The organism is Brevundimonas sp. (assembly GCF_041648615.1).
Classification (GTDB): domain Bacteria; phylum Pseudomonadota; class Alphaproteobacteria; order Caulobacterales; family Caulobacteraceae; genus Brevundimonas.
Map to the genome: position 1 here is coordinate 15,492 of NZ_JBAZOS010000010.1, position 26,536 is coordinate 42,027.

At 69.2% G+C, this 26,536-nt stretch carries 18 protein-coding genes; 8 read left to right on the plus strand and 10 right to left on the minus strand.

Annotation, left to right across the window (positions count from 1 at the left end; all coding sequences use genetic code 11):
- The first annotated feature begins 1 nt into the window (after position 1).
- Complete coding sequence (locus WC555_RS05980) at positions 2-1,492, plus strand: replicative DNA helicase (protein ID WP_373252073.1); 1,491 nt, start codon at positions 2-4, stop codon at positions 1,490-1,492.
- Positions 1,493-1,524: 32 nt separating this feature from the next.
- Here the strand turns inward: WC555_RS05980 and WC555_RS05985 are convergent, their stop codons facing one another.
- The 7 genes from WC555_RS05985 to WC555_RS06015 form a co-directional block, all read right to left on the minus strand.
- Positions 1,525-4,743 (minus strand): discoidin domain-containing protein, encoded by a 3,219-nt coding sequence (locus WC555_RS05985; RefSeq protein ID WP_373252075.1) that lies wholly within the window; start codon positions 4,741-4,743, stop codon positions 1,525-1,527.
- Positions 4,740-5,555 carry a carbohydrate ABC transporter permease gene (locus tag WC555_RS05990; RefSeq protein ID WP_373252078.1) on the minus strand — a complete coding sequence of 272 codons (816 nt, stop codon included), beginning with the start codon at positions 5,553-5,555 and terminating at the stop codon, positions 4,740-4,742. Before WC555_RS05990 ends, WC555_RS05985 begins: the two co-directional genes overlap by 4 nt.
- A 178-nt stretch (positions 5,556-5,733) precedes the next feature.
- Entirely contained in the window at positions 5,734-6,669 is a 936-nt protein-coding gene (locus WC555_RS05995; protein ID WP_373252080.1) for a carbohydrate ABC transporter permease, read from the minus strand.
- A gap of 163 nt (positions 6,670-6,832) precedes the next feature.
- Positions 6,833-8,110 (minus strand): extracellular solute-binding protein, encoded by a 1,278-nt coding sequence (locus tag WC555_RS06000; RefSeq protein WP_373252082.1) that lies wholly within the window; start codon positions 8,108-8,110, stop codon positions 6,833-6,835.
- Positions 8,107-9,567 carry a glucoamylase family protein gene (locus WC555_RS06005; RefSeq protein ID WP_373252084.1) on the minus strand — a complete coding sequence of 487 codons (1,461 nt, stop codon included), beginning with the start codon at positions 9,565-9,567 and terminating at the stop codon, positions 8,107-8,109. The genes WC555_RS06000 and WC555_RS06005 overlap by 4 nt, the downstream gene beginning before the upstream one ends.
- 90 nt (positions 9,568-9,657) lie before the next feature.
- The gene (locus tag WC555_RS06010) at positions 9,658-12,735 is read right to left on the minus strand and encodes a carboxypeptidase regulatory-like domain-containing protein (protein ID WP_373252087.1); all 3,078 of its coding nucleotides are present in this window, start codon (positions 12,733-12,735) and stop codon (positions 9,658-9,660) included.
- The gene (locus WC555_RS06015) at positions 12,735-13,859 is read right to left on the minus strand and encodes a LacI family DNA-binding transcriptional regulator (RefSeq protein ID WP_373252089.1); all 1,125 of its coding nucleotides are present in this window, start codon (positions 13,857-13,859) and stop codon (positions 12,735-12,737) included. The genes WC555_RS06010 and WC555_RS06015 overlap by 1 nt, the downstream gene beginning before the upstream one ends.
- A 205-nt stretch (positions 13,860-14,064) precedes the next feature.
- Between WC555_RS06015 and WC555_RS06020 the strand changes: the two genes are divergently transcribed.
- Entirely contained in the window at positions 14,065-15,432 is a 1,368-nt protein-coding gene (locus tag WC555_RS06020) for a GH1 family beta-glucosidase (RefSeq protein ID WP_373252091.1), read from the plus strand.
- 164 nt (positions 15,433-15,596) lie between these two features.
- Here WC555_RS06020 and WC555_RS06025 read toward each other — a convergent pair whose 3' ends face one another.
- Positions 15,597-17,123 carry a carboxylesterase/lipase family protein gene (locus tag WC555_RS06025; protein ID WP_373252093.1) on the minus strand — a complete coding sequence of 509 codons (1,527 nt, stop codon included), beginning with the start codon at positions 17,121-17,123 and terminating at the stop codon, positions 15,597-15,599.
- 117 nt (positions 17,124-17,240) lie between these two features.
- On the opposite strand from WC555_RS06025, the gene WC555_RS06030 reads away from it, so the two are divergent.
- Positions 17,241-18,767: a sensor histidine kinase gene (locus WC555_RS06030; protein WP_373252095.1), complete on the plus strand. Its 1,527-nt coding sequence runs from the start codon at positions 17,241-17,243 to the stop codon at positions 18,765-18,767.
- The gene (locus WC555_RS06035; RefSeq protein WP_373252097.1) at positions 18,764-19,141 is read left to right on the plus strand and encodes a response regulator; all 378 of its coding nucleotides are present in this window, start codon (positions 18,764-18,766) and stop codon (positions 19,139-19,141) included. The genes WC555_RS06030 and WC555_RS06035 overlap by 4 nt, the downstream gene beginning before the upstream one ends.
- 55 nt (positions 19,142-19,196) lie before the next feature.
- Here the strand turns inward: WC555_RS06035 and WC555_RS06040 are convergent, their stop codons facing one another.
- Positions 19,197-20,780, minus strand: coding sequence for a phytoene desaturase family protein (locus WC555_RS06040; protein WP_373252099.1), 1,584 nt, complete (start codon positions 20,778-20,780; stop codon positions 19,197-19,199).
- A 162-nt stretch (positions 20,781-20,942) separates the two neighbouring features.
- Between WC555_RS06040 and WC555_RS06045 the strand changes: the two genes are divergently transcribed.
- From WC555_RS06045 to WC555_RS06055, 3 genes are read left to right on the plus strand one after another with little or no spacing between them, the layout of a single operon-like run.
- Positions 20,943-22,538, plus strand: a complete 1,596-nt coding sequence (locus WC555_RS06045) for a DUF4173 domain-containing protein (RefSeq protein ID WP_373252102.1) — start codon at positions 20,943-20,945, stop codon at positions 22,536-22,538.
- Between the two features lie 2 nt (positions 22,539-22,540).
- Positions 22,541-23,251, plus strand: a complete 711-nt coding sequence (locus tag WC555_RS06050; RefSeq protein ID WP_373252103.1) for a response regulator — start codon at positions 22,541-22,543, stop codon at positions 23,249-23,251.
- Entirely contained in the window at positions 23,248-24,837 is a 1,590-nt protein-coding gene (locus tag WC555_RS06055; RefSeq protein ID WP_373252106.1) for a sensor histidine kinase, read from the plus strand. The genes WC555_RS06050 and WC555_RS06055 overlap by 4 nt, the downstream gene beginning before the upstream one ends.
- Positions 24,838-24,886: 49 nt before the next feature.
- Here WC555_RS06055 and queF read toward each other — a convergent pair whose 3' ends face one another.
- A complete protein-coding gene (queF, locus tag WC555_RS06060; protein WP_373252108.1) occupies positions 24,887-25,348 on the minus strand; it encodes a preQ(1) synthase in 462 nt (153 codons plus the stop codon).
- Positions 25,349-25,586: 238 nt separating this feature from the next.
- On the opposite strand from queF, the gene WC555_RS06065 reads away from it, so the two are divergent.
- On the plus strand, positions 25,587-26,513 hold the full coding sequence (locus WC555_RS06065; protein ID WP_373252111.1) for an NAD(P)H-dependent flavin oxidoreductase: 927 nt from the start codon (positions 25,587-25,589) through the stop codon (positions 26,511-26,513).
- The last annotated feature ends 23 nt before the right edge of the window (positions 26,514-26,536 follow it).

A 26,536-nucleotide genomic window follows, 5' to 3' on the forward strand; every position in this document is an offset into this window, starting at 1 on the left:
GATGAACGCCCTGTCCCCCCTCGCCTTCCCGTCGCCGATGGAGTCCGGCTCCATCCCGTCCATGCCCCACAATCTGGAGGCCGAACAGGCCCTGCTGGGCTCGCTGATGTTCGACAACGCCGTGTTCGAACGGCTCAGCGACCGGCTGCGGGGCTCGCACTTCTACGAGCCCTTCCACCAGCGTCTGTACGAGGCGATCGAGGATCACATCCGCCAGGGGATGCTGGCCGAGCCGACCATCCTGATGGAGCGGTTCAAGCAGGATCCGGCGTTCCAGGAGTTCGGCGGCCTGCGCTACCTCGCCGATCTGGTCGACCGCGCGCCCCCGGCGGCCAACGCCCCCGACTACGCCCGCGTCGTCTATGACCTGGCCCTGCGCCGCGACCTGATCCGCATCGGCGGCGAGATCGTACGCGAGGCGCCCCAGCCCGAGACCGCCGCCATCGACCAGATCGAACAGGCGGAGCAGCGGCTCTACACCCTGGCCGAGACGGGCAAGCCGTCGTCGGGCTTCGTCAGCTTCTCCCAGGCCCTCGGTGGCGCGGTGCAGATGGCGGCCGAGGCCTATCAGCGCGACGGCAAGCTGGCCGGTCTGGCCACCCATCTGGACGATCTGGACGCCAAGCTGGGCGGGCTGCACCCCTCCGATCTGCTGGTCCTCGCCGGCCGCCCGTCGATGGGCAAGACGGCGCTGGCCACCAACATCGCCTTCAACATCGCCCGCAACTATCGCTGGGAGCCGACGCCCGAGGGCCGCAAGACGGTCAACGGCGGGGTCGTGGCCTTCTACAGCCTGGAAATGAGCGCCGAACAGCTGGCCATGCGTATTCTGGCCGACGCCTCGGGCGTGTCGTCGGACAAGCTGCGCAAGGGCGAGATCGACGCGGGCGACTTCGGCAAGATCCGCGAGGCCGCGGTCGAGATCGGCGAAAGCCCGCTGTTCATCGACGCCACCGGCGGCCTGTCGATCTCCAAACTGGCCGCCCGCGCGCGCCGGCTGAAGCGGCAGGAGCACGGGCTGGACCTGATCATCGTCGACTACCTGCAACTGATCACGGTCGGCGAGGGCAACAACCAGAAGAACCGGGTGCAGGAGGTGTCCGAGATCACCGGCGCCCTCAAGGCCCTGGCCAAGGAGCTGTCGGTGCCGATCATCGCCCTGTCGCAGCTGTCGCGTCAGGTCGAGCAGCGCGAGGACAAGCGGCCCCAGCTGTCCGACCTGCGGGAATCCGGCTCGATCGAGCAGGACGCCGACTGCGTCATGTTCGTCTATCGCGAGAGCTACTACCTGGGCCGCGCCGAGCCGCGCGAAGGCTCGCCCGAACACCTGCAGTGGCAGGAGGACATGGACCGGCTGGAGCACCAGGCCGAGGTCGTCATCGGCAAGCAGCGCCACGGCCCCATCGGCATCATCAAGCTGAGCTTCGACGCCAATACGACCAAGTTCGGAAACCTGGCGCAGGGCCAGCGGTACGACAACTACGGGGACTGACGCCCTTCTCCCCGCGGGGGAGAAGGGTATCGTCAGCGCATCTCGACCCGTCGCGCGCCCGCCGGGATGGCCAGTTGCGAGCCGGCCCAGCGCGCCGCCCGTCCGTCGATACGCACCCGCGCGGGCGGGGTCTCGCCCGCGGGCCACTGAATCACTAAGCCTCCGGGCGGCGTGACCCGGCCGTCCAGCGTCAGCACATAGCCGTCGCCGTCCTGCCGCAGCCGATAGCTGAGCGGCCCCCAGGCCGTCCGCACGCCCACGACGCCGACGCCCTCCCCGGCCAGCCATTCCGTCGGGACGCCCGCGGCCAGCACCAGCGCATGGTCGCGGGCGCGCTCATGGACCAGCAGGTCCAGGGCCGAGCGGATGTAGTCAGAGCTGATCCAGGCGTGGGGCATGTCGCCGATGAAGCGCGGCTCACGCAGGTCGCGGCCCACCACCTCGGCCCAGCCGTTCCAGGCCGCCGGGCGCATGTCGGCAAAATAGAAATCGAGCGCGCGCAGGGCGTCTTCGCGGCGCCCCAGACGCACCATCGCCCCGACATTGCGCAGCTCATAGGGGGTGTAGTCCTTCCACGCCTGGCGGTTCTCCTGCCGGGCGGTGAAATTGGCCCACCATTTGTCGAAGGCGCCTTTCAGCAGACCTTGCGGCAGTTCGTCGATCAGGCCGCCGGGCGACAGGGCGATGGTGGTCGACGTCGCGTCGAAATCGCCCCGGTCGGCGGCGCCGGCGATCCAGTCGATCCCGTGCACCCGCGCCGTCGCCTCGATCGAGGCCATGATGTCGGTGCGGAACTCGGCCTCGGCCGCGCGGATGCGGGCGGCGGCGGGCGCATCGCCCAGGACGTCAGCGATGAAGGCGGCGTCGCGATAGCCCAGCAGACCCCAGAAGTCGTCCCAGTAGGAGTAGGCGATCCTGTCCGAATAGCCCTCGTGGCTGATCGTCGGCGGCAGCAGGCCGTAGAGATGGCGCTGGTCCGCCGCCTGGAACGCGGCGGTGCGGGTCGAGGCCCGCAGCCCGTCCATATAGCCGATCGCCGACTGCACCTGCGGCCAGACCTCGCGCAGCAAGGCCTCGTCGCGGGTGTAACGGTATGTCTCCGCCGCGAGGAAGACGAACTCCCCGTGGCTGTCGTTCTCGGGCACCGGATCGGCCCCGCGCTCATCGACGCAGCAGGGGACCTTGCCGTTGTCGAACACATGGGGGGCGTACCAGCGCAGATAGTCGGCCGACAGGTCGGCATGCCCCAGCCGGTTCAGCCCTTCGGCCATCATGGCCCCGTCGCGGATCCAGCTGCGGTTATAGCTGCGCGTCCCCGGCTGCAGGATCGGCCCCTGACGGGACATCAGCATATGGGCCAGCGAGGACTTCATCACCGCCTCCACGGGGCCGGCCTGCGGCGGCAGGATCAGGTCGAAGCGATCCAGCTTTTCGCGCCAGGCGGCGGCGACGCGCGTCCGGGCGGCCGCGAGAACCCCGGCGACGTCGGCGACCGGCCCCAGATCCGGGGTCGGTCCCGCCAGCCGGGCGACAAGGCCGAAGGTCCGGGTCTCGCCCGGCTGCAGGGTCACATCATACAGCAGGGCGCCGGCGGTCAGGGTCGTGCTGTCCGATTCCACATGCCGCCCGCCCGGATCGCGGCGCCGGACGGCGGCGGCCAGCAGGCTCTGAGGGTCCGCCCCGCTGGCGAACGTGCCCATGGCCACGCCGTCGGGCGCGGCGAGGCTGCTGATGCGGATGGCGTCGTTCAGCACGAGGGTCGAACCATTCCAGTCGATCTGCTCGATCGGCCCCACGCCGCCCGGCGTGGTCAGGAACTGCGTCGGCCCGTTGACCTGGAACGGCCGGGCCATCAGCGCCAGCGTCAGGGTGCGGGGCCGGTTCGAGGTGTTGGTCAGGACATACCGCCCGTAGAGCTGCGCCTGCTCCGGCGTCCCCTCGGCGAAGGCGGTCGTGACCAGGGTCCAGCCGTCTCCGGTCCATGTCACGGTCGGGATCGGCAGGTCGCCGTCCTGCAATGACTGGCTGATCCCGACATCGGCCCACGTCACCAGCCGCCCGTTGTCCAGCACGAACGGCTCGATCGACGGCCCGCCGCGGCGCAGTTCGATGGCGCCGTCCTCGCCCATCAGACCGCTCTCGCCGCCGCCGTCGACCCCGACCAGGGTCCAGTAGGGCTGTTCCCCGACGAAGCCGCGCGGATAGAGGCCGCGCCGGCTCTCGCCCGCCACGGCGCGCATGAAGGTCGTCGCCGTCTCGCCGAACGACAGGGGCTCGATCTCCAGCGCGTTCAGCGCATAGCCGGTCGCTCGCCGGGCGCCGGGCATCTGGCCCGCGCCGGCCTGGGTCGCATGGGCCGGGCCGTCGCCGGTCGGGGCCACCAGCTCCAGCCGCAGCCAGCGGGCCGAGGCCTCGGGCGTGCGCAGCCAGTCGACGCCGCCGTCGCCGTCGCTGACCTTCGCCAGCTCACGCCAGTCCTGCCGGTCCGAAGACGCCATCAGCCGGTAGCGCGACGCCGCCAGCCCCTCGGCCCAGCGCAGGGTCACGCCGCCGAACTCGCGCTCATAGCCGAGGTCCAGCGTCAGGCTCTGCGCGCCGGCCGCCCCCGTGCGCCAGCCGGTCCCGAGGTCGTCGTCTACCGCCCGGGCGGCGACGTTCAAGCCGTCCTCGCTGGTCGCGCTGGCCAGCGGACGCGGCGGGACCGAGGGCTCGGGCGGCAGCTCCCGCAGCTCCAGCTGGTCCACCTCGATCCAGCCTTTGCCGCCCTCGCCCGCCGTGACCACGAACTCGATCCGTTGGGCGCCGCGGAAGGTGTGGTCAGGGTTCGGTCCCCAGGCCCGGATGATCTGGCGCGCCTTGATGGTATAGCGGGTCCATTCGGCGTTGGCCTGAAATCCCCGGATCTGGCGCCAGTGGACGTTGTCGCCCGAGGCGTCGACGAATTTGATTTCCAGTGTGTTGGGCTGCATCTCGCCGCGCAGCCAGAAGCTGATCTCATAGTTGGCGGGGACGTCCAGAGCGATCGCGCGGGCGGCGAAGGCGTAGCCGGACCGGCCGTTGAAGTCGTAGTCCAGCCGCATGGCCCGACCGTCGTGGCCGGGCACGCCGATGATGGCCGAGGACACGTCTGTCGAGGCGTCGGCCGACCATGGAGTCAGGGTTTCGAAACTGTCGAGCGCGCGAGGAGACTGGGCCTGAGCGGCGGTCGCCAGCAGGGCGAACGCGCCCGAAAGAACGGCGAACACCCTCATCCCTTCACGCTGCCCGCGAGCATGCCGCGGATGTAGTAGCGCTGCAGGGCGAGGAACAGGATCAGGACGGGGGCCACGGTGATGACGGCGCCGGCCATCATCAGCTCGATGTCCTGCACATGCTCGCGCGACAGCGCCGCCAGCGCCACCGGCAGGGTGTAGTTGGACTGGTCCGTCAGGATGATCAGCGGCCACAGGAAGTCGTTCCAGCTGCCGAGGAAGACGAACAGGGCCAGGGTGACGATGATCGGCTGCAGCGTCGGCAGGACGATGCGCCGGAAGATCTGGCCTTCTGACGCGCCGTCGATGCGGGCCGCCTCCAGCATCTCGTCGGGGATGCTGAGCGAATACTGGCGCACCAGGAACAGGCCGAAGATCGAGGCCAGCCACGGCACAAGGGCGCCGGCGTAGGTGTTCACCAGCCCCATCGATTTCAGCATCAGGAAGAGCGGCAGGGTGCCGATCTGGGCCGGCACGACCAGCGCCCCGACCAGGATCTGGAACACCCGGTCCCTGCCCTTGAACGCCAGTTTGGCGAAGGCGTAGCCGGCCGGCACGGTGAACAGCAGCGCCAGCCCCGTGGCCAGCGACGCCAGGGCGAAGCTGTTCCACAGATAGCGGCCCATGCCCTGGGTCACGAACAGGTCGCGGTAATGCTGCAGCGTCCAGCTCTTCGGCAGGAGGGGCGGCGGGAAGGTCGCGGCCTCGCCCGTGGTCATGAAGCTGACCGACAGCATCCACAGCAGGGGGAACAGCACGATCAGGCCGATCAGGCCGACGGCGAGGTTGAGGGCGATCGCTCTGGCCTTCATGCCGCCACCCCCCTCTCACCGTCATCCTCGGGCTTGACCCGAGGATCGGATGTGGGCCCGCACGGCGCACGGCCGATGGCCCTCCAGGCCGTACGTTCACCCGACCACTGAGCACCGGACGGTCTGGTCCTCGGGTCAAGCCCGAGGATGACGGTCGGGATGACGGGGTGGGAGGCGCTCATTCGTACGCCCCCATCCGCTTCGCCACGGCCAGCTGCACCAGGGTCACGGCCAGGATGCACAGGAACAGGATGAAGGCCACGGCGCTGGCGGAGCCGAGGTTCCACCATTTGAAGCCCTCTTCGTACATGAAGTAGAGCACCGTCACGGTCGACTGGGCCGGCCCGCCCTGGGTCATCACATAGGGCTCGGCGAACAGCTGGAAGAAGCCGGCGACCGAAATGATCGACACCAGCAGCAGGGTCGGGGCGACGCCCGGCAGGGTGACGTGCTGGAACTGCTTCCACGGCCCGGCCCCGTCGATGCGCGCGGCCTCGTACAGATCGTCCGGCACGGTCTGAAGAACCGCGAGGAAGATCAGCATATTGTAGCCGAAGATCTTCCAGACGACGAACATCAGTATGGCGGGGATGGAGGTCGAGGGCTGGCCCAGCCAGTCGACGGCCGGCAGGCCGATGCTCTGGATGGCCCAGTTGATGACGCCGTACTTGGTGTGCAGCAGGTAGTTCCACAGCACCGCCGTGGCGACCAGGGTGGTGACATAGGGGGCGAAGAACATCACCCGCCAGATCGGCCGCCATTTGATCACCCGGGCGTTGAGGATGACCGCCGCCGCCAGCGAGGCGCCGATCGACACCGGCACCCCGATCAGGGCGAACAGGCCGGTGTTCCGCATCGCGCCCCAGAACAGCGGATTGCCCAGCAGCCGCTCATAGTTCTGCAGCCCCACGAAGCGGACATTGCCGATGTCGGCCAGGGCGTAGATGTCGAAATCGGTCAGGCTGAGCAGCAGGGCCGAGAAGACGGGGATGGCGAAGAAGACCGCGATCGCGATCAGGGCCGGAGCCACGAATCCCCAGGCCGCGCGCTCGCGGGAGCGGGGCGTGCCGGCCTTGCGCGGCGGCTTGGCGACGACGGCGGCGTCCATCGTCATGATCCTTCTCCCCTTGGGGGAGAAGGTGGCTCGCGAAGCGAGACGGATGAGGGGTATGGCTCAGCGGGCATGCCGGCGGCGGATGAGCATCGGGCCGACAGCCCCCTCATCCGGCCCTTCGGGCCACCTTCTCCCCCGAGGGGAGAAGGGAAACGCGGGCAATTCATATCGCCCTCCCCTGTTCGATCATCCAGCGGCGCTTTTCCAGCAGCCGGTCGGCGCGGCGGTCGATCTCGGCGGCGGCGGCGCGGGGGGTGAACTGGCCGCGCACCATGCGTTCGGCGACGATCTGCATCTCGGTGACGATCCGCTCCCACTCCGGCACCTTGGGCACGGCCTTCGCCCGCGACAGCTGGCCCTTGAAGGCGGCGACATAGCGATCGTTCGCCACCGCCGGCGCCGCCCAGGCGCTCTCGCGGGCCGGCAGGTCGCCGGTGATGGTGTTGAAGCGCGCCTGCACCGCCGGATCGGCCAGATAGCGCACCAATTTCCACGCCGCCTCCTGATGCGGCGACTGGCGATAGACGACCAGCGACGAGCCGCCCGGCGCCGAGGCTCCCGGTCCGCTCGGCCCCGGCACGCCCGAGGTCATCCACCGCGTCGTCGGCTTCAGCCGGTTTTTGAAGTCGCCGATGGTCCACGGCCCGGAGAAGTAGAAGCTGAAATAGCCGCGCTCGAACTCGGTCCAGACGTTGGAAATCTGCGTCGAGGAGGCGACCGGGGCCAAGCCCTCGTCGAACAGGCTCTTGTAGAATTCGAGGGCGGCGATGAAGGAGGCGCTGGAGAAATTGCCGCGCGTGTCGCGCTCGCGCAGCAGCGGCTCCTCGCCCTGCAGGCCGAAGGTCAGCAGCTGTTCGAACTCGTTGACCGGCAGCAGGACGGCGTAGTTCCCCGGCCCCGCCACCCGCTTGACCGCGTGCATCGCCGCCTTCCAGCTCTCCCAGGTCTGCGGCACGCCGTCGGGGAAGCCGGCCTGCTCCAGCAGATCGGCGCGATAGTAGATCAGCCGCGTGTCGACGTACCACGGCACGCCCACCACCTGCCCGCCGATCCGGTTGGTCTCCAGCACCGCCGGGAACTGGTCCGTCAGCAGATCCGAAGCGAAGGCCGGCAGGGCGCTGATCGCGCCGATGGCCGCCATCTCGGCCACCCAGGTGTTGCCGACCTGGCTGAGGTCCGGCAACGAGTCGCCGGCGTAGGAGGTCAGGAGTTTGGAATGGGCCGCCGTCCACGGCAGGGCCTGGACCTCGACCCTGATGTCCGGGTTCAGCCGCTCGAACTCGGGCAGGATCTGCGGGACATTGGTCGCCTCATTGCCCATGGCCCAGAAGCGCAGCCGGACGATCCCGTCGTTCCGTACGCCGCACCCGGCCACGCTGGCCGCCGCCGCTCCCGCGAGCAGGCCCAGGGCCGTGCGCCGATCGGGACGCAGCGCCGTCACAGCGCGCGCACCGCCGGGAGATTGAGCCAGCTTCCGGTGAAGCCGGCGCGTTTGAGACCCCGCACCAGATTGGGCTCCAGCCGCATCCGGCTCCAGACGGCCTCGGAGCGATGGTTCTCGATCTGGATGACGATCGGTCCCTGATCGATGCCCAGATAGTCGCCGTCGACCCAGCCGACGTCCGGCACGATGCGGCCGTGCTGCAGCCGCCCGTCGCGCTCCGTCAGGGTCGGGTTGAACGAGTCGAGGAAGCCGAACTCGGTGTAGATCCCCGCCCCGTAGCGCGCCTTCATCGCCTTCAGGGCCGCCGTCACCTCGACGGGCGCGAAGGGATAGGAGGCCATGGCCGCCGTCGGGGCGATGGTGCCGTCGTCGCGATCGCCGGGACCGCGGGCCGAATAGCTGAAGAACTGGCGCTCGCGGCCGTCGACGACCTGTCTGAAATCGCCCGGCCCGTCGCAGGCGGTCAGGCCCCAGACATCCGCCGAATAGCCGGCCCAGCCCATCGGGTTGTCGATGGCGTATTTGCGCTGCGCCTGCACCGCCCGGACGCTGTTGATGCGGTAGTCGAACTCTTCGCCGGTCTCGCGGATTTTCGCCCGGATCCACGGGTCGTAGAGGCCGCGGAAGTCGACGAACATATGGCTGTACTGATGGCCGAACAGCGGGGGGAAATGCAGGTGCGCCGGGCCCCAGCGGTCGGTCCAGCTCTGGTCGTAGACGCTGCACCATTCCTCCCAGACCGCGGCGGGAACCGGATGGGTGGGGCTGCCGATGGCCAGCAACAGCGTCAGCATGCCTTCGTTGTAGATGTGCCAGTCGGCCTCGATGAAGCCGGTCTCGGGGTGCCAGCCCATGGTGATCCGGTTCGGACGAACCACCGCCCAGTCCCACTCGATCCGCTCATAGACGGCCTGGGCCAGGCGACGGAGTTCGACCTCGTCGGCATGGCCGCCGTCGAACCAGCGGGCGGCGAACAGCATGCCCGCCACCAGCAGGGTGGTGTCCACGGTCGAAAGCTCGGTGCGGCCGAACCGGTGGCCCGTCTCCATGTCGAGGAAGTGGTAGAAGAAGCCCTTGTAGCCGGTCACGCCTGTCGCCTGCGGCCCCTGCGGCGCATCGTGGAAGAAGCGGATCGTGGTCAGGACGCGCTCGCGCGCCTCCTCGCGGCTCATCCAGCCGCGCTCGACGCCGATGGGCCAGCAGGTCAGGGCGAAGCCGACGGCCGCCACCGAGGAAAAGGATTCGGTCGGCCAGCGGTCGGGCGTCAGGCCGTTGGCCCGGTTGGTGACATGGGCGAACCAGTTGAAGGTGCGCTGTTGCAGCTCGTCGATCTCGGGATCGATCCGCGGCGCCTCCGGCCTGAAGTAATCCAGTCCCGCGCCGCCGCACCCGCCGACCGACAGGGCCGCGACTCCCGCGACCGTGGAGCCCATCAGAAACCGGCGGCGATCCATGGACTCCATCCTCATACGCAAACTCGACACAGTCAAAAAAACAGCCGCCCCCCGTCAGGACCGGGGGGCGGCCGCCAGGCTCAGGAGCCGTTAGAAGCTGTAACGCATGCCCAACTGGAAGGTGCGCGTCGGGAACAGCACGGTCGAAGGCTGCTCGAAGTTCGGATTGGGGCTCGCCGTAGAGCCCGTCCCGCCGTCGAAGCCGCTGAAGTTGTCGAAGTTGAAGACGTTGATGACGTCCAGATAGAGCGACAGTTCCGATCCGCTGAACACCGTGAAGTCCTTCGTCAGGCGGAGATCGAGGTTCCGGTAGGCGAAGGAGTTCGGGATGATGAAGTTATATTGCTGCGGGCGGCCGTGGTTCGGGCGGTAAACGAAGTTCGGGCCGCGTCCGTCGAACACGTCGAAAGGCGTGCCAGAGCCCAGCGTCAGGATGCCCGACAGCTGGAAGTCGAACGGCAGATCCACGATGCCGTTGGCGACGATGCGGTGACGCTCGTCATTGTCGGTCGGACGGACCGGCGAGCTCTCGATGCTGAAGCAGTCGAAGCAGAAGGCGTCCCGTCCGCCGTTCTGTTCAGCCTGCGACCAGGTGTAGGCGACGTTCAGGCCCCAGCCGGAGTCGGCCGTGTAGTTCTTGTCCAGCTTGACGTAGAGAGCCTTGAACTCACGGCTCTTGTTGTGGTCCGACACCAGATAGCTGCGATACGGGTTCGTGCCGCCCGGCGAGCAGAAGCCGCCGTTGTCGCCGAAGCCGCCGCCGTCGTTGCCGCGTGTGGGTTCGCGGCAGCGGTTCAGATAGGCCCAGGTGAACTCGTTTTCGGTCTTGCCGTAGGCGAGGGTGAACTCGCTCTGCCAGTCGCCGAAGCGCTGGCGAAGACCGAGGTTGAACTGGTCGGTCCGGGGCGGCTCGAAGTCGTTCGACAGCAGGAAGGCTTCGCCCTTGCCGGGGATGGTCGCCAGAACCGGATCCAGGCCGGCGGCGGTGCCGTACGAGGCCTGCCACAGGATCGGATCACCGGCGTCTCCCGGCAGATCGACGCCCGGACCGGGATCGCGGTCCTGGCCCGCCGGCCGGCCGGTGGTGCTGAAGAAGGCGTTCTTGCGGATGTCGAACGGCTTGACCAGTTCGTCGTACGAGAAGTTGAAGTTGACCCGGTCGTAGTACCGTCCCGCGCCGCCGAAGATCACCGTCGCCCGGTCCCCGAACACATCGTAAGAGAAGCCGATGCGGGGCTGGAAGGCGCCCGCGAACGGGTCGCGGTTGTTCCCGGTCGAGATGTAGTCGTCCCTGTTGAACCAGCTCGGCGCATAGCCCGCGGGCTTGCCGCCGTCGGTGGAGGCGATCCACTGGTCCAGGCCGGCGATGACGCTGGCCGGGGTCACATAGTCGTTGTTGTTGGCGTCGGTTTCATAGTCCCAGCGCAGGCCGAGGTTCAGCTCCAGCTGGTCGGTGATCCGCCAGTCGTCCTGGATGTACAGGCCGATGACGGTGTTATCGAGATCGACCTCGGGGAAGGCCTGGCCCAGTTCGACGCGGTACGGCACCGTGGTGCTGCCGCTCAGTTCCGGCCGACCGTCGACGTCGTAGTAGAAGTTCGGGTTGCGGCCGAACTGCTTGTTCACCTCATAGTTCTGGAGCGACACCTTGGCGCCCAGCTTGATGGTGTGGAAGCCGCTCATCTCGAGATCGTTGAACGTCAGATCGTTGCGGATCGTGATGGCGTTGTCGTGGATGTCCTGGGTGCTGTCGCGGCCGCCGAGATTGATGATGGCGGCGCCGCCGAAATAGTCGGGCTGGAAGCCGGGAAGGCCCGCATTGGTGTCGTTCTCGAACAGCCGATAGGTCGCGCCGGCGGCCGAGAAGTTGGCGGCGCCCGGATTGTAATTGTAGTCGCGATAGTCGATCGCGAACTCGTTCAGGAACGAGTCCGTCTGCCACTGGTAGCGAAGATTGCTGGTCAGGGTCGTCTGCTGGAGGTTGTTGGCGCGCTCGAACGAATCCGCGCCGCCGAAGTCACGCAGGTCGGATTCGTCGCGATAGGTGACGCTCCAGTCGAGCAGATGGCCTTCCATCGGCTGCCAGCTGAGCTTGCCGAAGAACAGGTCTTCCTCGAACGGCGCCGCGAAGGTGCCGATGTACTGGCCGAACTGGGTGACGAAGCGCGCGTCCTGACGGCCCAGGTTGACGGCGCGGGCGCGGTTTTCCTGCTTGTGCTCATAGGTGCCGAAGAAGTGCAGCGTGTCCTGGATGATCGGACCGCCGAGGGCGAAGCCGTACTGCTGGACCTCGAGGTCGGCCTTCGGGTCGCCGCGACGCTCGGAGAAGGTGTCCTGGGCGATGTATTCCTGGTCGCGATAGGTGGCGAAGACCTCGCCGTGGAACTCGTTCGTGCCGGACCGGGTGACGGCGGTGATGATCGCCGACGAGGCCTGCTCATACTCGGCCTTGAAGTTCTGGCTGACGACCCGGAACTCCTGGATCCCGGCCTGGGGGAACGGGTTCCCGCGGCTGTCGTCCTGGCCGATGATGCCGCCGGCGATGATGTTGGACTTCAGGCTGGCGCCGTCGATGAAGGCGTTGACCGATTCCGCGCGCTGGCCGCCGGCGGTGATGGTCTGCTCGTTCTCGTCCTGCGACAGGCGAACGCCCGGCGCCAGGGCCGCGAAATTGAGGAAGTTGCGGTTGATCTGCGGCAGGGTGTTGATCTGCTGGGTCGTGACGTTGGTCGCGTTCTCCGGCGTGCGCACCTCGGCCAGACGGCGGCCGGTGACGACCACATCGCCCAGCTCGGTAGCGTCGCTGTCGGCGGCGATGACCGCCGCCCCGACGGCCAGATCCAGATCGCCGACCTGGCCGACGCCGATCGTGACGACGTCCGACGCGGTTTCGCCCTCCGTCGTGGTCACCGTGACCTCATAGGTGCCGGGGCGCAGACCCGACAGCACATAGCCGCCGTTGGCGTTGGCGGTGGAGCGGGTGGTGAAGCCCGACGCGGTGTCGCGCGCGACGACCGTGGCCCCCGCCTCGGCGACGCCGTCGTCCGTGACCGAGCCGCGGATCGTCGAAGTGGTCACCTGGGCCGAAACCCCGCCGGCGCACGCCAGCGAGACGGCCAGGGCGAGAGCGGAGGCCGCCCCCATGTACTGAATGGACTTGCGGGTCATCAGGAATTCTCCCCCTTCAGAGATGGCGTGTCGGCGTCGGCGCGAAGACGCCCGCCGGATTTGGTGATGTCGGATGTCGCCGGTTGGCTTGACGGGCGTACGACCAGCTCGGGCCGGACGACCTCGCATGCGGTGTCGGCGACGGCTTCGCCCGCTGCGTTGATCATGCGGACGAGGCGCTCGAGCGCGCCGCGTCCGGTTTCTGCAATCTGGATCCTGAGGGTCGTCAGGGCGGGCCGGACCAGGCTGGCGATCGGCACGTCGTCGAAGCCGACGATGGCCACGTCCTCGGGCACGCGCAGGCCCGCGTCCTGGAGCGCCAGCATGGCTCCGACGGCCATGTTGTCGTTGCCGGCGAAGACCGCATCGGGGCGGGTCTGGCTCGCGGCCAGCGCCACGCCGGCGTCATGACCCGAGGCCTGGGTGAAGGCGCCCTCGACCACGGTCGTCGGCAGGCCCGCCCTGGCCATGGCCTCGAGATAGCCCGCCAGCCGGGCCTCGGCCTCGAGGTTGCCGGTCGGGCCCGAGATATGGGCGATGCGCCGGCGGCCCGTGGCGATCAGATGCTCGACGGCCTGAATCGCGCCGCCATGATTGTCGACAACGATCGAGGCGCGGTTGTCGTCCGCCCCGCCGTTCATCAGCAGGATGGGCGTGCGGCCCGCGAGGCCGGCGGCCAGGTTGGCGGCGTCCAGATGGGGCGACAGCACGATCAGGCCGTCGACCCGGCCGCGCATCGAACGGATCGCGGCCGAGGCCTCCTCCGCGTCGTCGTGCGAGCTGGAAACGATCAGGTGATAGCCGAGCGAGCGGGCGGCGACGTCCATGCCGCGGATCAGTTCCGAGAAGAACTCGCCGTACAGGTCCGGCAGGATGACGCCGATGGTCTGGCTCCTGCTGGTCGACAGGCTGCGGGCGCCCGAATGCGGCACGTACTGCAGCGCCTTGGCGGCCTCGAGCACCTTGTTGCGGGTCGCTTCGGTCACGGGGCCGGCGCCGTTGAGGACGCGCGAAACCGAGGCCACGGACACATCCGCCCGCTCCGCGACATCGCGAATCGTGGCGGCCTTCACGCCGCGGTCTCCACGCAGATTTGTCGGGGCGCCGTCGGCGTCAAGCGTCATCCTCCCTGTGTTTCCACCGGTGCCGGCCCGCTTGTGCGGGTCCGTCCGGAAAATCTCTGTAACCGATTACATGACACACTAGTAATACGCCCCGCAAGTGCCCTAGTTTGGACACACCGAGGTTGTGTCGGCAGGGCTACACAGGTACCGACCGTCGCCAATCCGTCCTTCCAGTTCGCGTCCCAGCTCGCCGAGGCTCCTTCAGATGACTTCAGAAAACACAGGCAACTATCGGTTTCCCGAAGGTTTTCTGTGGGGCGCAGCGACGGCCGCCTATCAGATCGAGGGCTCGTCCATGGCCGACGGCGCGGGGGCGTCGATCTGGGACCGGTTCAGCCACACCCCCGGCATGATGCTGAACGGCGACACCGGCGACGTGGCCTGCGACCATTACAACCGCTGGCGCGAGGACATCGACCTGATGACCCGCCTGAACCTGCAGGCCTACCGGTTTTCGGTGAGCTGGAGTCGGGTCATGCCGGAGGGCCGCGGGGCCATCAATCCGAAGGGGCTCGACTTCTACGACAAGCTCGTCGACGGCCTGCTGGAAAAGGGCATCGAGCCGCTGTGCACCCTTTATCACTGGGACCTGCCGGCGGCGCTGGACGATCGCGGCGGCTGGCTGAACCCCGACATCGCCGACTGGTTCGCCGACTACGGCCAGGTCCTGTTCGAGAAATTCAAGGGCCGGGTGAAGACCTGGGGCACGATCAACGAGCCCTGGGTCATCGTCGACGGCGGCTATCTGCACGGCGCCCTGGCCCCCGGCCACAAGTCGGCCTTCGAGGCCATGATCGCCGGCCACAACGTGCTGCGCGCCCACGGCGCCGCGGTGAAGCGCTTCCGTGAAGTCGGCGAAGGCCAGATCGGCATCGTCCTCAACATCGAGCCCAAATATCCCGCGTCGGACAAGCCCGAGGACGAGGCCGCCCGCAAGCGCGCCGAGGCCCAGATGAACCGCTGGTTCCTCGACCCGCTGATGGGCCGCGGCTATCCGGAGGAGCTGAAGGACGTCTATGGCGAGGCGTACCGCGAGTTCCCGCAGGAAGACTTCGACCTGATCGCCCAGCCGACCGACTGGATGGGGCTGAACTGGTACACCCGCTCGGTGCCCGAGAACGCACCCGACGCCTGGCCGACCCGTTCGCGCCCGGTGAAACAGATCCAGCACGCCCACACCGAGACCGGCTGGGAGGTCTATCCCCCGGCCCTCACCGACACCCTGGTCTGGCTGCACGAACAGACCAACGGCCTGCCGTTGATGGTCACCGAGAACGGCTCGGCCTGGTACGATCCGCCCCACGCCATCGACGGCCGCATCCAGGATCCGATGCGGGTCGACTATCTGAAGAACCACCTCAAGGCCCTGCACGACGCCATCGGCAAGGGCGTCGACATCCGCGGCTACATGGCCTGGTCGCTGCTCGACAATCTGGAATGGTCGCTGGGCTATTCCAAGCGGTTCGGCATCACACACGTGAACTTCCTGACCCAGGAACGGACCATCAAGGATTCCGGCCTGCTGTACGCCGAGGTCATCCGGACCCACGGCGCGGTGCTGGATACGCTGTAGCCACACCCCTCTCCCTCCCCTTCATGGGGAGGGTCGATCGCGCAGCGATCGGGGTGGGGAATTGCAGCGGCAAGCCCGGACGGTGGAATGTCCGCACTTCCCCACCCGGGCTCGGCTTCGCCTCGCCGTCCCTCCCCACTTCGGGGGAGGGAGAAAGCCGCGCTTCACCTCACCCGGGCGTAATAGGCTTCGATCAGGTCCAGCCGGTCGGCGAACGGGATCGCCTTCGCCACCGGACCGTCGTTGGTGAACTCCAGCAGCCGGTCGCGTTCGGCGCCGAACCCGGGCCAGATGGGAAGCCCCTCCCCGTTCGGATCGCCCCGGGTCGCGAATCGGGTCCAGTAGTCCGCCATGGCCCTGGCCGCGCGGTCGTCCCGCTCGCCCATCGGACGCCCGACCGTGTGCAGATTGTCGAACACATAGGGCCGCTCGGAGGCATGGGTCGCGCCGCCGCTGGGCTCGGGGTTGGAATCCGGCACGACGTCGAAGCGGTACAGATACGTCGGATGCCCGTTCCGGGCGTGCAGCCGCGCCAGGTGGCGGGCGGGCTCGTTGAAGGCCAGGTCGCTGACCACATGGGCGCGATAGCCGTCCTCCCCGCCATAGGCCGCGTAGAGATCGACCCGTTCCTGCGACGTCAGGGCGTCGTCGATGGCGCCATAGGGGCTGATCTCCTGCGGCCGGATCCACCAGAACTCGGCGCTGTTCGTGCCGATGATCAGCGGGACCGGCGCCTCGCGGCCGGCGGCGAAGGCGGCTTCGACATCCTCGGTGACCAGCTGGCCGTCGACGACCAGATTGTCGCCGCCGTAGAAGTTCGGCGCGGGGTTCAGCAGGGCCTCGGCGGGCAGGGCGCGAAGGGCCTCCGCCGTCGTCGCGCCGACCGTCCGGGCGAAGGCCGCGCCGCGGTCCCGCAGCGACGGACCGCCGATGGCCGAAGGCGCGTCCAGCGGAACGCCTGAGTCGCGGCCCAGACCGGACTGCACGACCGCCCGGTGGAACAGGCCGCGCGCCTCGGGCGAGATCATCAGCCGGGTCACCGCCGCCCCGCCGGCCGATTCGCCGAAGACGGTGACGTTCCCGGCGTCCCCGCCGAAGGCCGCCGCATTGTCGCGCACCCATTTCAGGGCGGCGACGATGTCCATCATCCCGTAGTTGGCCGCCGGCTCACCCTGCTCGCGCTCCGCCGCCAGCGCCGGATGATCGAAAAAGCCCAATCGCCCCAGCCGGTAGTTGATCGTCACCACCACCACGCCGCGCCTGGCCAGATTCGTCCCGTCGTACAGCGCCGCCGTGCCCGAGCCGTTGTTGAACCCGCCGCCGTGGATCCAGACCATCACCGGCCGAGGCCCGGCCCGGTCCGCCGGCGTCCAGACGTTCAGCGTCAGACAGTCCTCGCTCATCGGCAGGGGCCCCACACCCGGATCGCCGCCCGACGGGGGCTGGATGCAGATCGCCCCGACCTGTCCGGCGTCGCGGGGCCCGCGCCACGACGCGGCGGGATGGGGCCTCCGCCAGCGCAGCGGGCCCACCGGCGGCGCGGCGTAGGGGACGCCCTTGAAACTGACGACCGTTCCGTCCCGCCGGCCGACCAGCTCGCCCTGTTCGACCGCGACGCGAGGGTTGGACGGCCCGGCCTCCGATGGAGTCATGATCAGAACCGCCGCGACGAAAATTGAAGCCAGAACCATGGCCGGACACTAGCGCGGGCGGGAGCGATGTCTCAAATAACGACTCTGCTCCGGGCTCGCGATGGGGTGAACCGATTGCGGTTCACGGCGTTATGGCCGGACCGGGGTGGAGTTGACTTGAAGCAGCTGGCGAAATCGGGCGACCTGGCGGTCGATCTGGCGGGCGCATTCGACGCCTCGCCGAATCCGTATGTCCTGCTGACGCCCGACTTGCGGATCGCGGGCGCGAACCAGGCCTACCTGGACGTCACGAACAGCACGCGGGACGCCATCATCGGCCAGCCCCTGTTCGCCGCCTTCGACTCCGGGCCGGGCGACGAAGCGCCGCAAAACGTGCGGCAGGTCCAGGCCTCGCTGGAAAAGGCGCGCGACACGCGTCAGCGCGACCACCTCGCCCTGGTGCGCTTTTCCATTCCGCGCGCGACGCCGGCCGGCGAACCGGTCCTGGAGGAACGGTACTGGAGCGCCACCCACACGCCGATCCTGAACGCCGAGGGCGAGGTGATCTGGCTGCTGCAGCACACCACCGACATCACCGAGCTGGAACGGCTGCGCCAGAGCACCGCCGCGACTCACGGCGCGGCCTCCTCCACCGCCCTGGACGCGATGATCGGGGGCAACGTCCTGGAGCGGGCGCGCATCGTCCAGGAGGACAACCTCCGCCTGGCCAGCGAGCGCAACCGGCTCGTCGACATGTTCATGCAGTCGCCCGGGTTCGTCGCCGTCCTGTCGGGACCGACCCATGTGTTCCAGTTCTACAACGAGGCCTATCGCCGTCTGACCGGCCATCGCGACCTGGAGGGGCTCGCGACCGCGCAGGCCCTGCCCGAGGTGGTCGACCAGGGCTTTATCGACCTGCTGGACAGCGTCTTCGAGACCGGGGAGCCGGTCCATGGCCAGGCCAGTCTGGTCAAGCTTCAGCGCTCGCCGGGAGAGGCGCCCGAGGACGCCTATGTCGACTTTGTCTATCAGCCCATCCGCGACGTTGACGGACGGATCGTCGGCGTCTTCGTCCAGGGCCATGACGTCACCGACGTGGTCAAGGCGGCCGAACGCCAGAAGCTGATGATCGACGAGCTGAACCACCGGGTGAAGAACACCCTGGCCACCGTCCAGTCGATCGCCATGCAGACGGCGCGGTCCCATCCCGACCCCCGCACCTTCGCCGAGAGCTTCCAGGCTCGTCTGATGGCCCTGTCCCATACCCACGACCTGCTGACGCGCAGCCATTGGGAGGGCGCCGATCTGGGCGCCGTTCTGGCCCATGAGACCGAGGCCCATGGGCCCCACCGTATGACCCTGGTCGGCCCGCCCGTGGCTCTGGACCCCGCCGCGGCCCTGTCGTTCGGCATGATCATCCACGAGCTCGCCACCAACGCCGCCAAATACGGGGCCCTGTCGGCGCCCGAGGGCCGGGTGCTGGTGGACTGGGCCGTCTCGGATCAGCTCAACCCGGTCCTGACCCTGACGTGGCGCGAGGTCGGCGGCCCGCCGGCCACGCCTCCGGAGCGCAAGGGTTTCGGCAGTCGGCTGATTGAACGAAACGTGCGCCATGATCTGGCGGGCGAGGTCAAACTCGACTACGCAAGCAGCGGTTTCAGCGCGGAAATATCGGCGCCGCTGGATCGGGGGAGACGTTCATGACCCAAGCCTTGTCGGATCGCCGCGTTCTGATCGTCGAAGACGAGTCGCTGGTCGCCATGCTGCTGGAAACCATCCTCGAGGACATGGGCTGCACGCCCGTCGGCCCGGCGTCCACCGTGGACGAGGGTCTTGAAATGGCCACGGGCGCCGAGTCGCTCGACGCCGCCCTGCTGGACGTCAACGTCTCGGGCCGGCTGGTCTTCCCGGTCGCCGACGCGCTCAAGGCCCGCGGCGTGCCGTTCGTCTTCTCGACCGGCTATGGCGAGGGCGGCCTGCCAGAGGAATGGCGCGGCCAGGCCACGATCCAGAAGCCCTTCACCGAGGCCGCCGTCCGCGACGCCCTGATGAAGGCGATGGGGATTGAGCAAGCCTGATCAGGATCGAGGGCGAGTAACCCCCCGGGACCTTCCTCGCGCCTGGCCCTCGCCCCTACCGCCCCAGATCCTTCAGCACCGCCCGCGCCGCATTGTGACCGGGCGCGCCCGTGACTCCGCCGCCGGGGTGGGCGCCCGATCCGCACAGATAGAGACCCGGCACCGGCATCCGGTGATCGGCATGGCCCAGCACCGGTCGGGCGCTGAACAGCTGGTCCAGGCTCAGCCGGCCGTGGAAGATGTCGCCGCCGACCAGGCCGAAGCGCCGCTCCAGGTCGCGCGGTCCCAGCGCCAGCCGGCCGACCACCGACGCCTTGAAGCCCGGGGCATGGCGGTCGACCGTGTCGATCATCAGATCGGCCACCGTGTCGCGGTGCTCGTCCGCCAGATCGGGCGAGACGTGCTGGCAGAACAGGCTGGCGACGTGCTGTCCGGGCGGCGCCAGGCTGTCGTCCAGGGTCGAGGGGATCAGCATCTCGACGATCGGTTTCGACGACCAGCCGTTCAGCCGCGCCTCGGCATGGGCCCGGTCCATGTATCCCAGCGTCGGAGCGATGATGACGCCGGCGGTCAGGTGGTCGCCCCGCCCCGGCAGCGCCGCGAAGTCGGGCAGTTCCGACAGCGCCACGTTCATGCGGAAGGTGCCCGAGCCCGACTGGTAGTTGCCGATCCGCTCCCGGAAGTCAGCGGGCACGACCGCGTCGTCCACGAACCGCTCGAACAGCAGGCGCGGGTGCAGGTTCGACACCACCGCCCGAGCCCGGACCACGTCCCCGGCCTCGGTCACCGCGCCGGCCGCGCGGCCCTTCCCGGTCAGGACGGAGGCGATCGGCGTATCGAGCCGCACGTCGACCCCGACCTCGGCGCAGGCTGCGGCCATGGCCTGGGTGATCGCCCCCATGCCGCCGATGGCGTGGCCCCAGACGCCCTTGCGCCCGTTCACCTCGCCGAAGACATGGTGCAGCAGCACATAGGCCGAGCCCGGCGTATACGGACTGGCGTAGTTGCCGACGACGCTGTCGAAGCCGAACAGGGCCTTGATCGGATCGCTCTCGAACCAGCCGTCCAGCCAGTCGCCGGCCGACTTGGCGAACAGGTCCAGCAGGTCGCGCCGGCCTTGCGTATCCAGTCCCGCCGCCTGCCGGCCCAGCGACGCCCCCTTCAGCAGTTCCGGCAGCATGGCCATCCAGCCGCCCTCCACCATGTTGGGCGGAGCCTTCAGGATCCAGTCGCGCAGCACCGAGGCCACGACCTCCAGCCGCGCCTCATAGTCGGGCAGCCGTTCCGCGTCGCGGACCGAAAACTTCGCCAGCTCTCCCTGCGTCCGCCCCTCGCCCGCGAGGAAATAGCGGCCGTCGTCGAAGGGCAGGAAGTTGGAGACCTTGCGCTCGACCACCCTCAGTCCGTGCCGGGCCAGCTCCAGATCGGCGATAATCTTCGGGTTCAGCAGGCTGACGGTGTAGCTGGCGGTCGAGTTGCGGAAACCGGGATGGAATTCCTCGGTCACCGCCGCCCCGCCGACCACATGCCGCCGCTCCAGCACCGTCACCTTCAACCCGGCCCTGGCCAGATAGAAGGCGCACACCAGGCCGTTGTGGCCCCCGCCCAGAATGACGACGTCGGTTTGGGTGGTGGTCATGAGGCCTCCGCTGCGCGTCCCTCCTAGAAGCTATCGCCACCTCCGGGCAAGCGCCCGGCGGCGTCTGCACCGGACCTGCACGGGGTCTGCGCGGATACTCCCCGGCGGGCGCAACCGGGGTGGACGCCGCGCGCCGACAAGCGGGACCGAAAGGGAGGCCCCATGCTTCACACCCCCGTCCTGTCCCGCTCGTCCTTCCGGCTTAAGCTTGGTCTGGCCATCGCCCTCGTGGCCCTGGCCGACCTCTTCTTCGTCTGGCATGAGCCGGGATCGACCGTGGGCCTGTTCGCCCTCGCCTGGCTCGGGGCGCTGGTCGTGGCGCGGCCCGGCCTGTTGCGGGAGTGGCGCGCCCTCGCCGCCGTCGTCGCCGCCGTCGCCCTTGCCCTGGTCATGGTCGACCGGCCCGGCCCGCTGGCCTGGGGGCTGTTCGGCCTCGCGACGGCCGTGGCCGTGCTGTCCGCCCGGGTCCGCTCCGGCGAGCCGGCCTGGGCCTGGGGCCAGAGGCTGGTGGTTATGGGCGTGGCGGGCCTCGTCGGCCCGTTGCTCGACCTGTTCCGGCCCTCACAGTTCAGGCGGCGGCGGCGCACGGGGCTCTCCGCGGTCGCCATCCTGGGTCTGCTGGTCATGCCGGTCGTTGGCGGCGCGATCTTCCTCGCCCTGTTCGCGGCCGCCAACCCGCTGATCTCGGACTTCTTCGCCGGACTGACGGGACCGACCCTGTCAGCCGAAGGCTTTGCCCGGGCCATGCTCTGGGGTGTCGTCGCCGTCATGGTCTGGGGCGCGCTGCGCCCCCGCTGGCGGCGCCGGCTGATCGCCCTGCCGACACGCGGCGCGGCGCGGCCGTCGCCCGCCCTGACCACCTCCATCACCTGGTCCCTGGTCGTCTTCAACGCCGTCTTCGCCCTGCAGAACGGCCTCGACATCGCCTTCCTGTGGAGCGGCGCGCCCCTGCCCGGCGACATGGGCCTGGCCGACTACGCCCACCGCGGCGCCTACCCCCTGATCGTCACCGCCCTGCTGGCCGGCCTGTTCGTGCTGGTCGCCCTGCAGCCGGGCTCGGACACGGCCCGGCGCCCGCTGGTGCGCGGGCTGGTGGTGGTCTGGGTGGCCCAGAACATCGTCCTGGTCGCCTCCAGCCTGCTGCGCACCGCCGACTATATCGAGGCCTACGCCCTGACCCGCTTCCGCATCGCCGCCATGGTGTGGATGGCGCTGGTCGCCGTCGGCCTGCTGCTGATCTGCTGGCGCATGCTGCGCGACCGGTCAGCCCACTGGCTGATCAACGCCAATGTCGGCGTCAGTCTGGGCGTGCTGGCCGTGATCAGCGTGATCGACCTCGGCGGCGTCGCCGCGGCCTGGAATGTGCGCCATGCCCGCGAGGTCGGCGGCCGCGGGGTCGAACTGGACCTCGGCTATCTGCGCGGCCTCGGCGCCCCGGCCCTGGTCTCGCTGGTCGAGCTGGAACAGGCCACCGACGATCCCGGACTGCGCGACCGTGTGGCCGCCGTCCGTCTCGAAGTCATGGCCAATGTCCGCCGCAGCCAGAGCGAATGGCGCGGCTGGACGTGGCGCGACCAGCGACGACTGGATCGGGTCGATCGGCTCACGAGGGGCCGCCCGCTGTCGCCACCCCGGCCCGGCCCGCGATACTGGGACGGACGCCTTCGCCCGCCGCCGCCGCCGCCCGCGCCCGCCGCGGTCCTGCCCCCTTCGGCCTGGCCCGCGCCTGAACCGTTGACCTCGCCGGCGGGAGGCTGAACATGGCGATCATGCAATGCACCGTCCTGGTGGTCGACGACGACCCGCACATCCGCGACCTCCTGACCTTCGCCCTGCAGAAGGCCGGACTGGCCACCCGCGAGGCCGCCGACGGCGAGGCGGCCTTGGCCGAGATCGCCCTGCGCGCGCCGGATCTGGTGATCCTCGACATCAACATGCCGCGCATGGACGGGATCGAGACCTGCCGCCGCATCCGCGCCCGGGGCGACCTGCCCATCCTGTTCCTGTCCTCGCGCGACGACGAGATCGACCGGGTCCTCGGCATGGAGCTGGGAGCGGACGACTATGTCGTCAAACCCTTCAGCCCGCGCGAGGTGGTGGCCCGGGTCGCGGCCATCCTGCGCCGCGCGGCCCGCACCCCGCCGCCGCCGACCGCCGGCCATTTCGCCTGGGGCCGGCTCAGCCTCGACGCCGACGGCTGGCGGGCCCGCTGGCAGGATGTCGAGGTGCCGCTGACGGTGACCGAGTTCAGCATCGTCCGGGTCCTGGCCGACGCGCCGCGCCGGGTCTTCACCCGCGACGCCATCATCGACCGCGTGCACGGCCCCGGCTTCGCCATGACCGACCGGACCATCGACAGCCACGTCCGCAACCTGCGCGCCAAATTCGCCTCGGCCGGCGGGGCCGATGTGATCGAGACCCGGGCCGGCGTCGGCTATCAGCTCGGCCCCTGCCTCGGCGCGGCGGGGTGATCGCACGGTTCCGCGCCTTCGTCCGCTCGCACTGGCCGGCGCTGCGGCTGCGCACCATCCTGCTCTCGGTGCTGATGTTCGCCGCCATCCTTCCGGGGCTGAGCGCCATCTTCCTGCGCGTCTACGAGAACACCCTGGTGCGTCAGACCGAGGCCGAACTGATCACCCAGGCTGCGGCCCTGTCGGCGGTGGCCGAGACCGACTGGCCGGGCGTGGTCGTCGTCCCCTTCGATCCCGCCGACCGCCGCGCGCCCGGATATTACCGGCCCGAGGCGGCGACCATCGACCTGGGCTCGACGCCGATCCTGCCCGCCCGGCCGCCCGCGCGCAGCGCCGCCGCCCCGCCCGACCCGGACGCCCTGGCCGTCGCGGCCCGGCTTGATCCAATCATGGAGCGGACCAGCCGGACGACCCTGGCCTCCATCCTCTTCCTCGACCGCCGGGGCGTGGTGATCCGCGGCCACGACCGCGGCGGCGCGCTCGGCGACCTGGCGGAGGTGCGCGCCGCCTTGGCCGGCGAGGCCCGCACCGTCCTGCGGCGCAACGACGCCTATCGCCCCCGCTACTCGATGGAATGGCTCAGCCGCGCCTCGGGCCTGCGCATCCACCACGCCCGGCCGGTGATCGTGGACGGTCAGGTGCGCGGCGTGATCCTGACCTCACGTTCGCCCCGGGCCCTGTTCCGCGGCATCTACCAGGACCGGATCAAGATCGGCCTCGGGGTCGTCGGCACCCTGGGCCTGATCGCCTTCCTCGCCGTCCTGGTCGCCCGGGGCATCGCCGGCCCGATCGAGGCCCTCAGCCGCGCCGCCCGCGCCGTCGCCACCGGGGGCGGGCCGCTGCCGCCCACCCCGGCCACCGCCGCCGTCGAGATCCGCACCCTCTACGAGGATTTCGGCCGCATGGCCGAGGCCGTCGATCGCCGCTCCCGCTATCTGCGCGACTTCGCCGCCGCCGTCAGCCACGAGTTCAAGACCCCGCTGGCGGGCATCCAGGGCGCGGTCGAACTGCTGCAGGACCATGACGACATGGAGCCCGGGCAACGCCGACGCTTCCTCGACAACATCGCCGCCGACGGCCGCCGCCTCTCGGCCCTGGTCACCCGCCTGCTCGACCTCGCCCGCGCCGACATGGCCCGGCCCGAGGCCGGCCTCTCGGTCGATCCCCGCCCGCCGGTGATGAAGGCCGTGGACGCCCGCTCGGACCGGCTGGCCATCACCGTCCGCCTGCCGGCGGATGCGCCGCGCGTCGCCGTGCCCGCCTCGACCGTGGAGATGGTCCTTTCGACCCTGCTGGAGAACAGCCGCCAGGCCGGTGCGGCCTCGGTCGTCGTCGAGGCGAAGCCCGTCGGGGACCGGCTGGTGCTGACCGTCTCCGACGATGGCCCGGGCGTCACGCCGGCGGACGCCGGCCGGGTCTTCGAGCCCTTCTTCACCACCCGCAGGGGCGAGGGCGGGGCCGGCCTCGGCCTGTCCATCGCCCGCGCCCTGCTGGCCGCCAGCCAGGCGACCCTCGACCTGGTCCCTTCGGCGGCCGGCGCGACATTCGAACTGGCCCTGCCGCTGGCGGAGGGTACGACGACCTGACGCCCGCCCGCCGCGCGAAGCGAAGACCTGGAAGGGCGAAAGCCGGGAGTCATCCCCGTCCGCGATACGTCGGCACGCCCTGGTCCGGCAGCCACAGGCCTTCCGGCGCCGCGCCCGTCTGCCAGAAGACGTCGATCGGAATGCCGCCCCGGGGATACCAGTAGCCGCCGATCCGCAGCCATTTCGGCTGCAGCAGGTCGGCGATCTTCTTGCCGATGGCCACCGTGCAGTCCTCGTGGAAGGCGCCGTGGTTGCGGAAGGCGGTCAGATACAGCTTCAGCGACTTGCTCTCGACCAGCCAGTCGCCCGGCGCATAGTCGATGACGATATGGGCGAAGTCCGGCTGGCCCGTCACCGGGCACAGGCTGGTGAACTCCGGCGCCGTGAAGCGCGTCAGATAAAGCGCATCCGCGTGCGGATTGGGCACCCGCTCGAGCTCGGCCGTTTCCGGCGAGGTGGGCTGGACGGTGTGCTGGCCGAGCTGGTGCAGGCCGGAGGTGTCTGTTGTCATGGGCGGGGTTTAGCGGCTCGCGGCCGCGCCGTCATTCAGGGATTAGGGATGAGGGATGAGGGATGAGAGAGCAATCCGCTACTCGCTGACGTTCAGCGCGGGGTGGGCCGCGCAGCCCTCCTGATCCCAAGCCCCTAATCCCTAATCCCTCATCCCTCATCCCTCATCCCTCATCCTCCATTTGCCTTCCCCCGCGACAGCCCGCTATCCGTAGCGAAAGACAACTCGGGGAAACGCCATGGCCATTCCGGCATCGCTGCAAAAGGGTCTCAAGCTGCCGGTCATCGCGGCGCCGATGTTCCTGGTCTCCGGACCGGATCTGGTGGTCGAGGCCTGCAACGCCGGCGTCATCGGCACCTTCCCCTCGCTGAACCAGCGCACCACCGAGGGCTATCGGGACTGGATCCACGAGATCAAGTCCCGCCTCAACGACGACGCCGCCCCCTGGGGCGTCAATCACATCGTCCATCCGACCAATCCGAGGTTGATGGCCGACATGATGGTGACGGTCGAGGAGAAGGCGCCGCTGGTCATCACCTCGCTCGGCGCGGTGCGCGACGTGGTCGAGGCGGTGCACGGCTACGGCGGCGTGGTCTTCCACGACATCGCCAACGTCCGCCACGCCCGCAAGGCGGCCCAGGCCGGGGTCGACGGCCTAATCCTGGTGGCCAACGGCGCCGGCGGTCACGCGGGCGTGGTCAATCCGTTCGCCCTGGTCGAGGAGGTTCGGTCCTTCTACGACGGGACCATCATCCTGTCCGGCTGCCTCTCGACCGGTTCGGACGTCGCCGCCGCCCTGATGATGGGCGCCGACTTCGCCTATATGGGCACCCGCTTCATCTCCACGACCGAGTCCATGGCCCAGGCCGAGTACAAGCAGATGATCGTCGAGGCCGGAGCCAGCGACATCACCTACACCCCCGCCGTCTCGGGCATCCCGGCCAATTTCCTGACGCCGTCGCTGGTCGCCAACGGCATCGATCCGAAATCCCTGCCGGAACACAAGCTCGACATGGGCGAGGAAGCGCGGGCCTGGAAGACGGTCTGGTCGGCCGGCCAGGGCTCCGGCGGCGTGCATGACGTTCTGCCCACGGCGCAGCTTGTTCGTCGGCTGACGGACGAATTTTCGGAAGCCTGTAACAAATTCGACAAGAAGCGGCTCTAGACCCCGCCTCGTTCACACGAGGC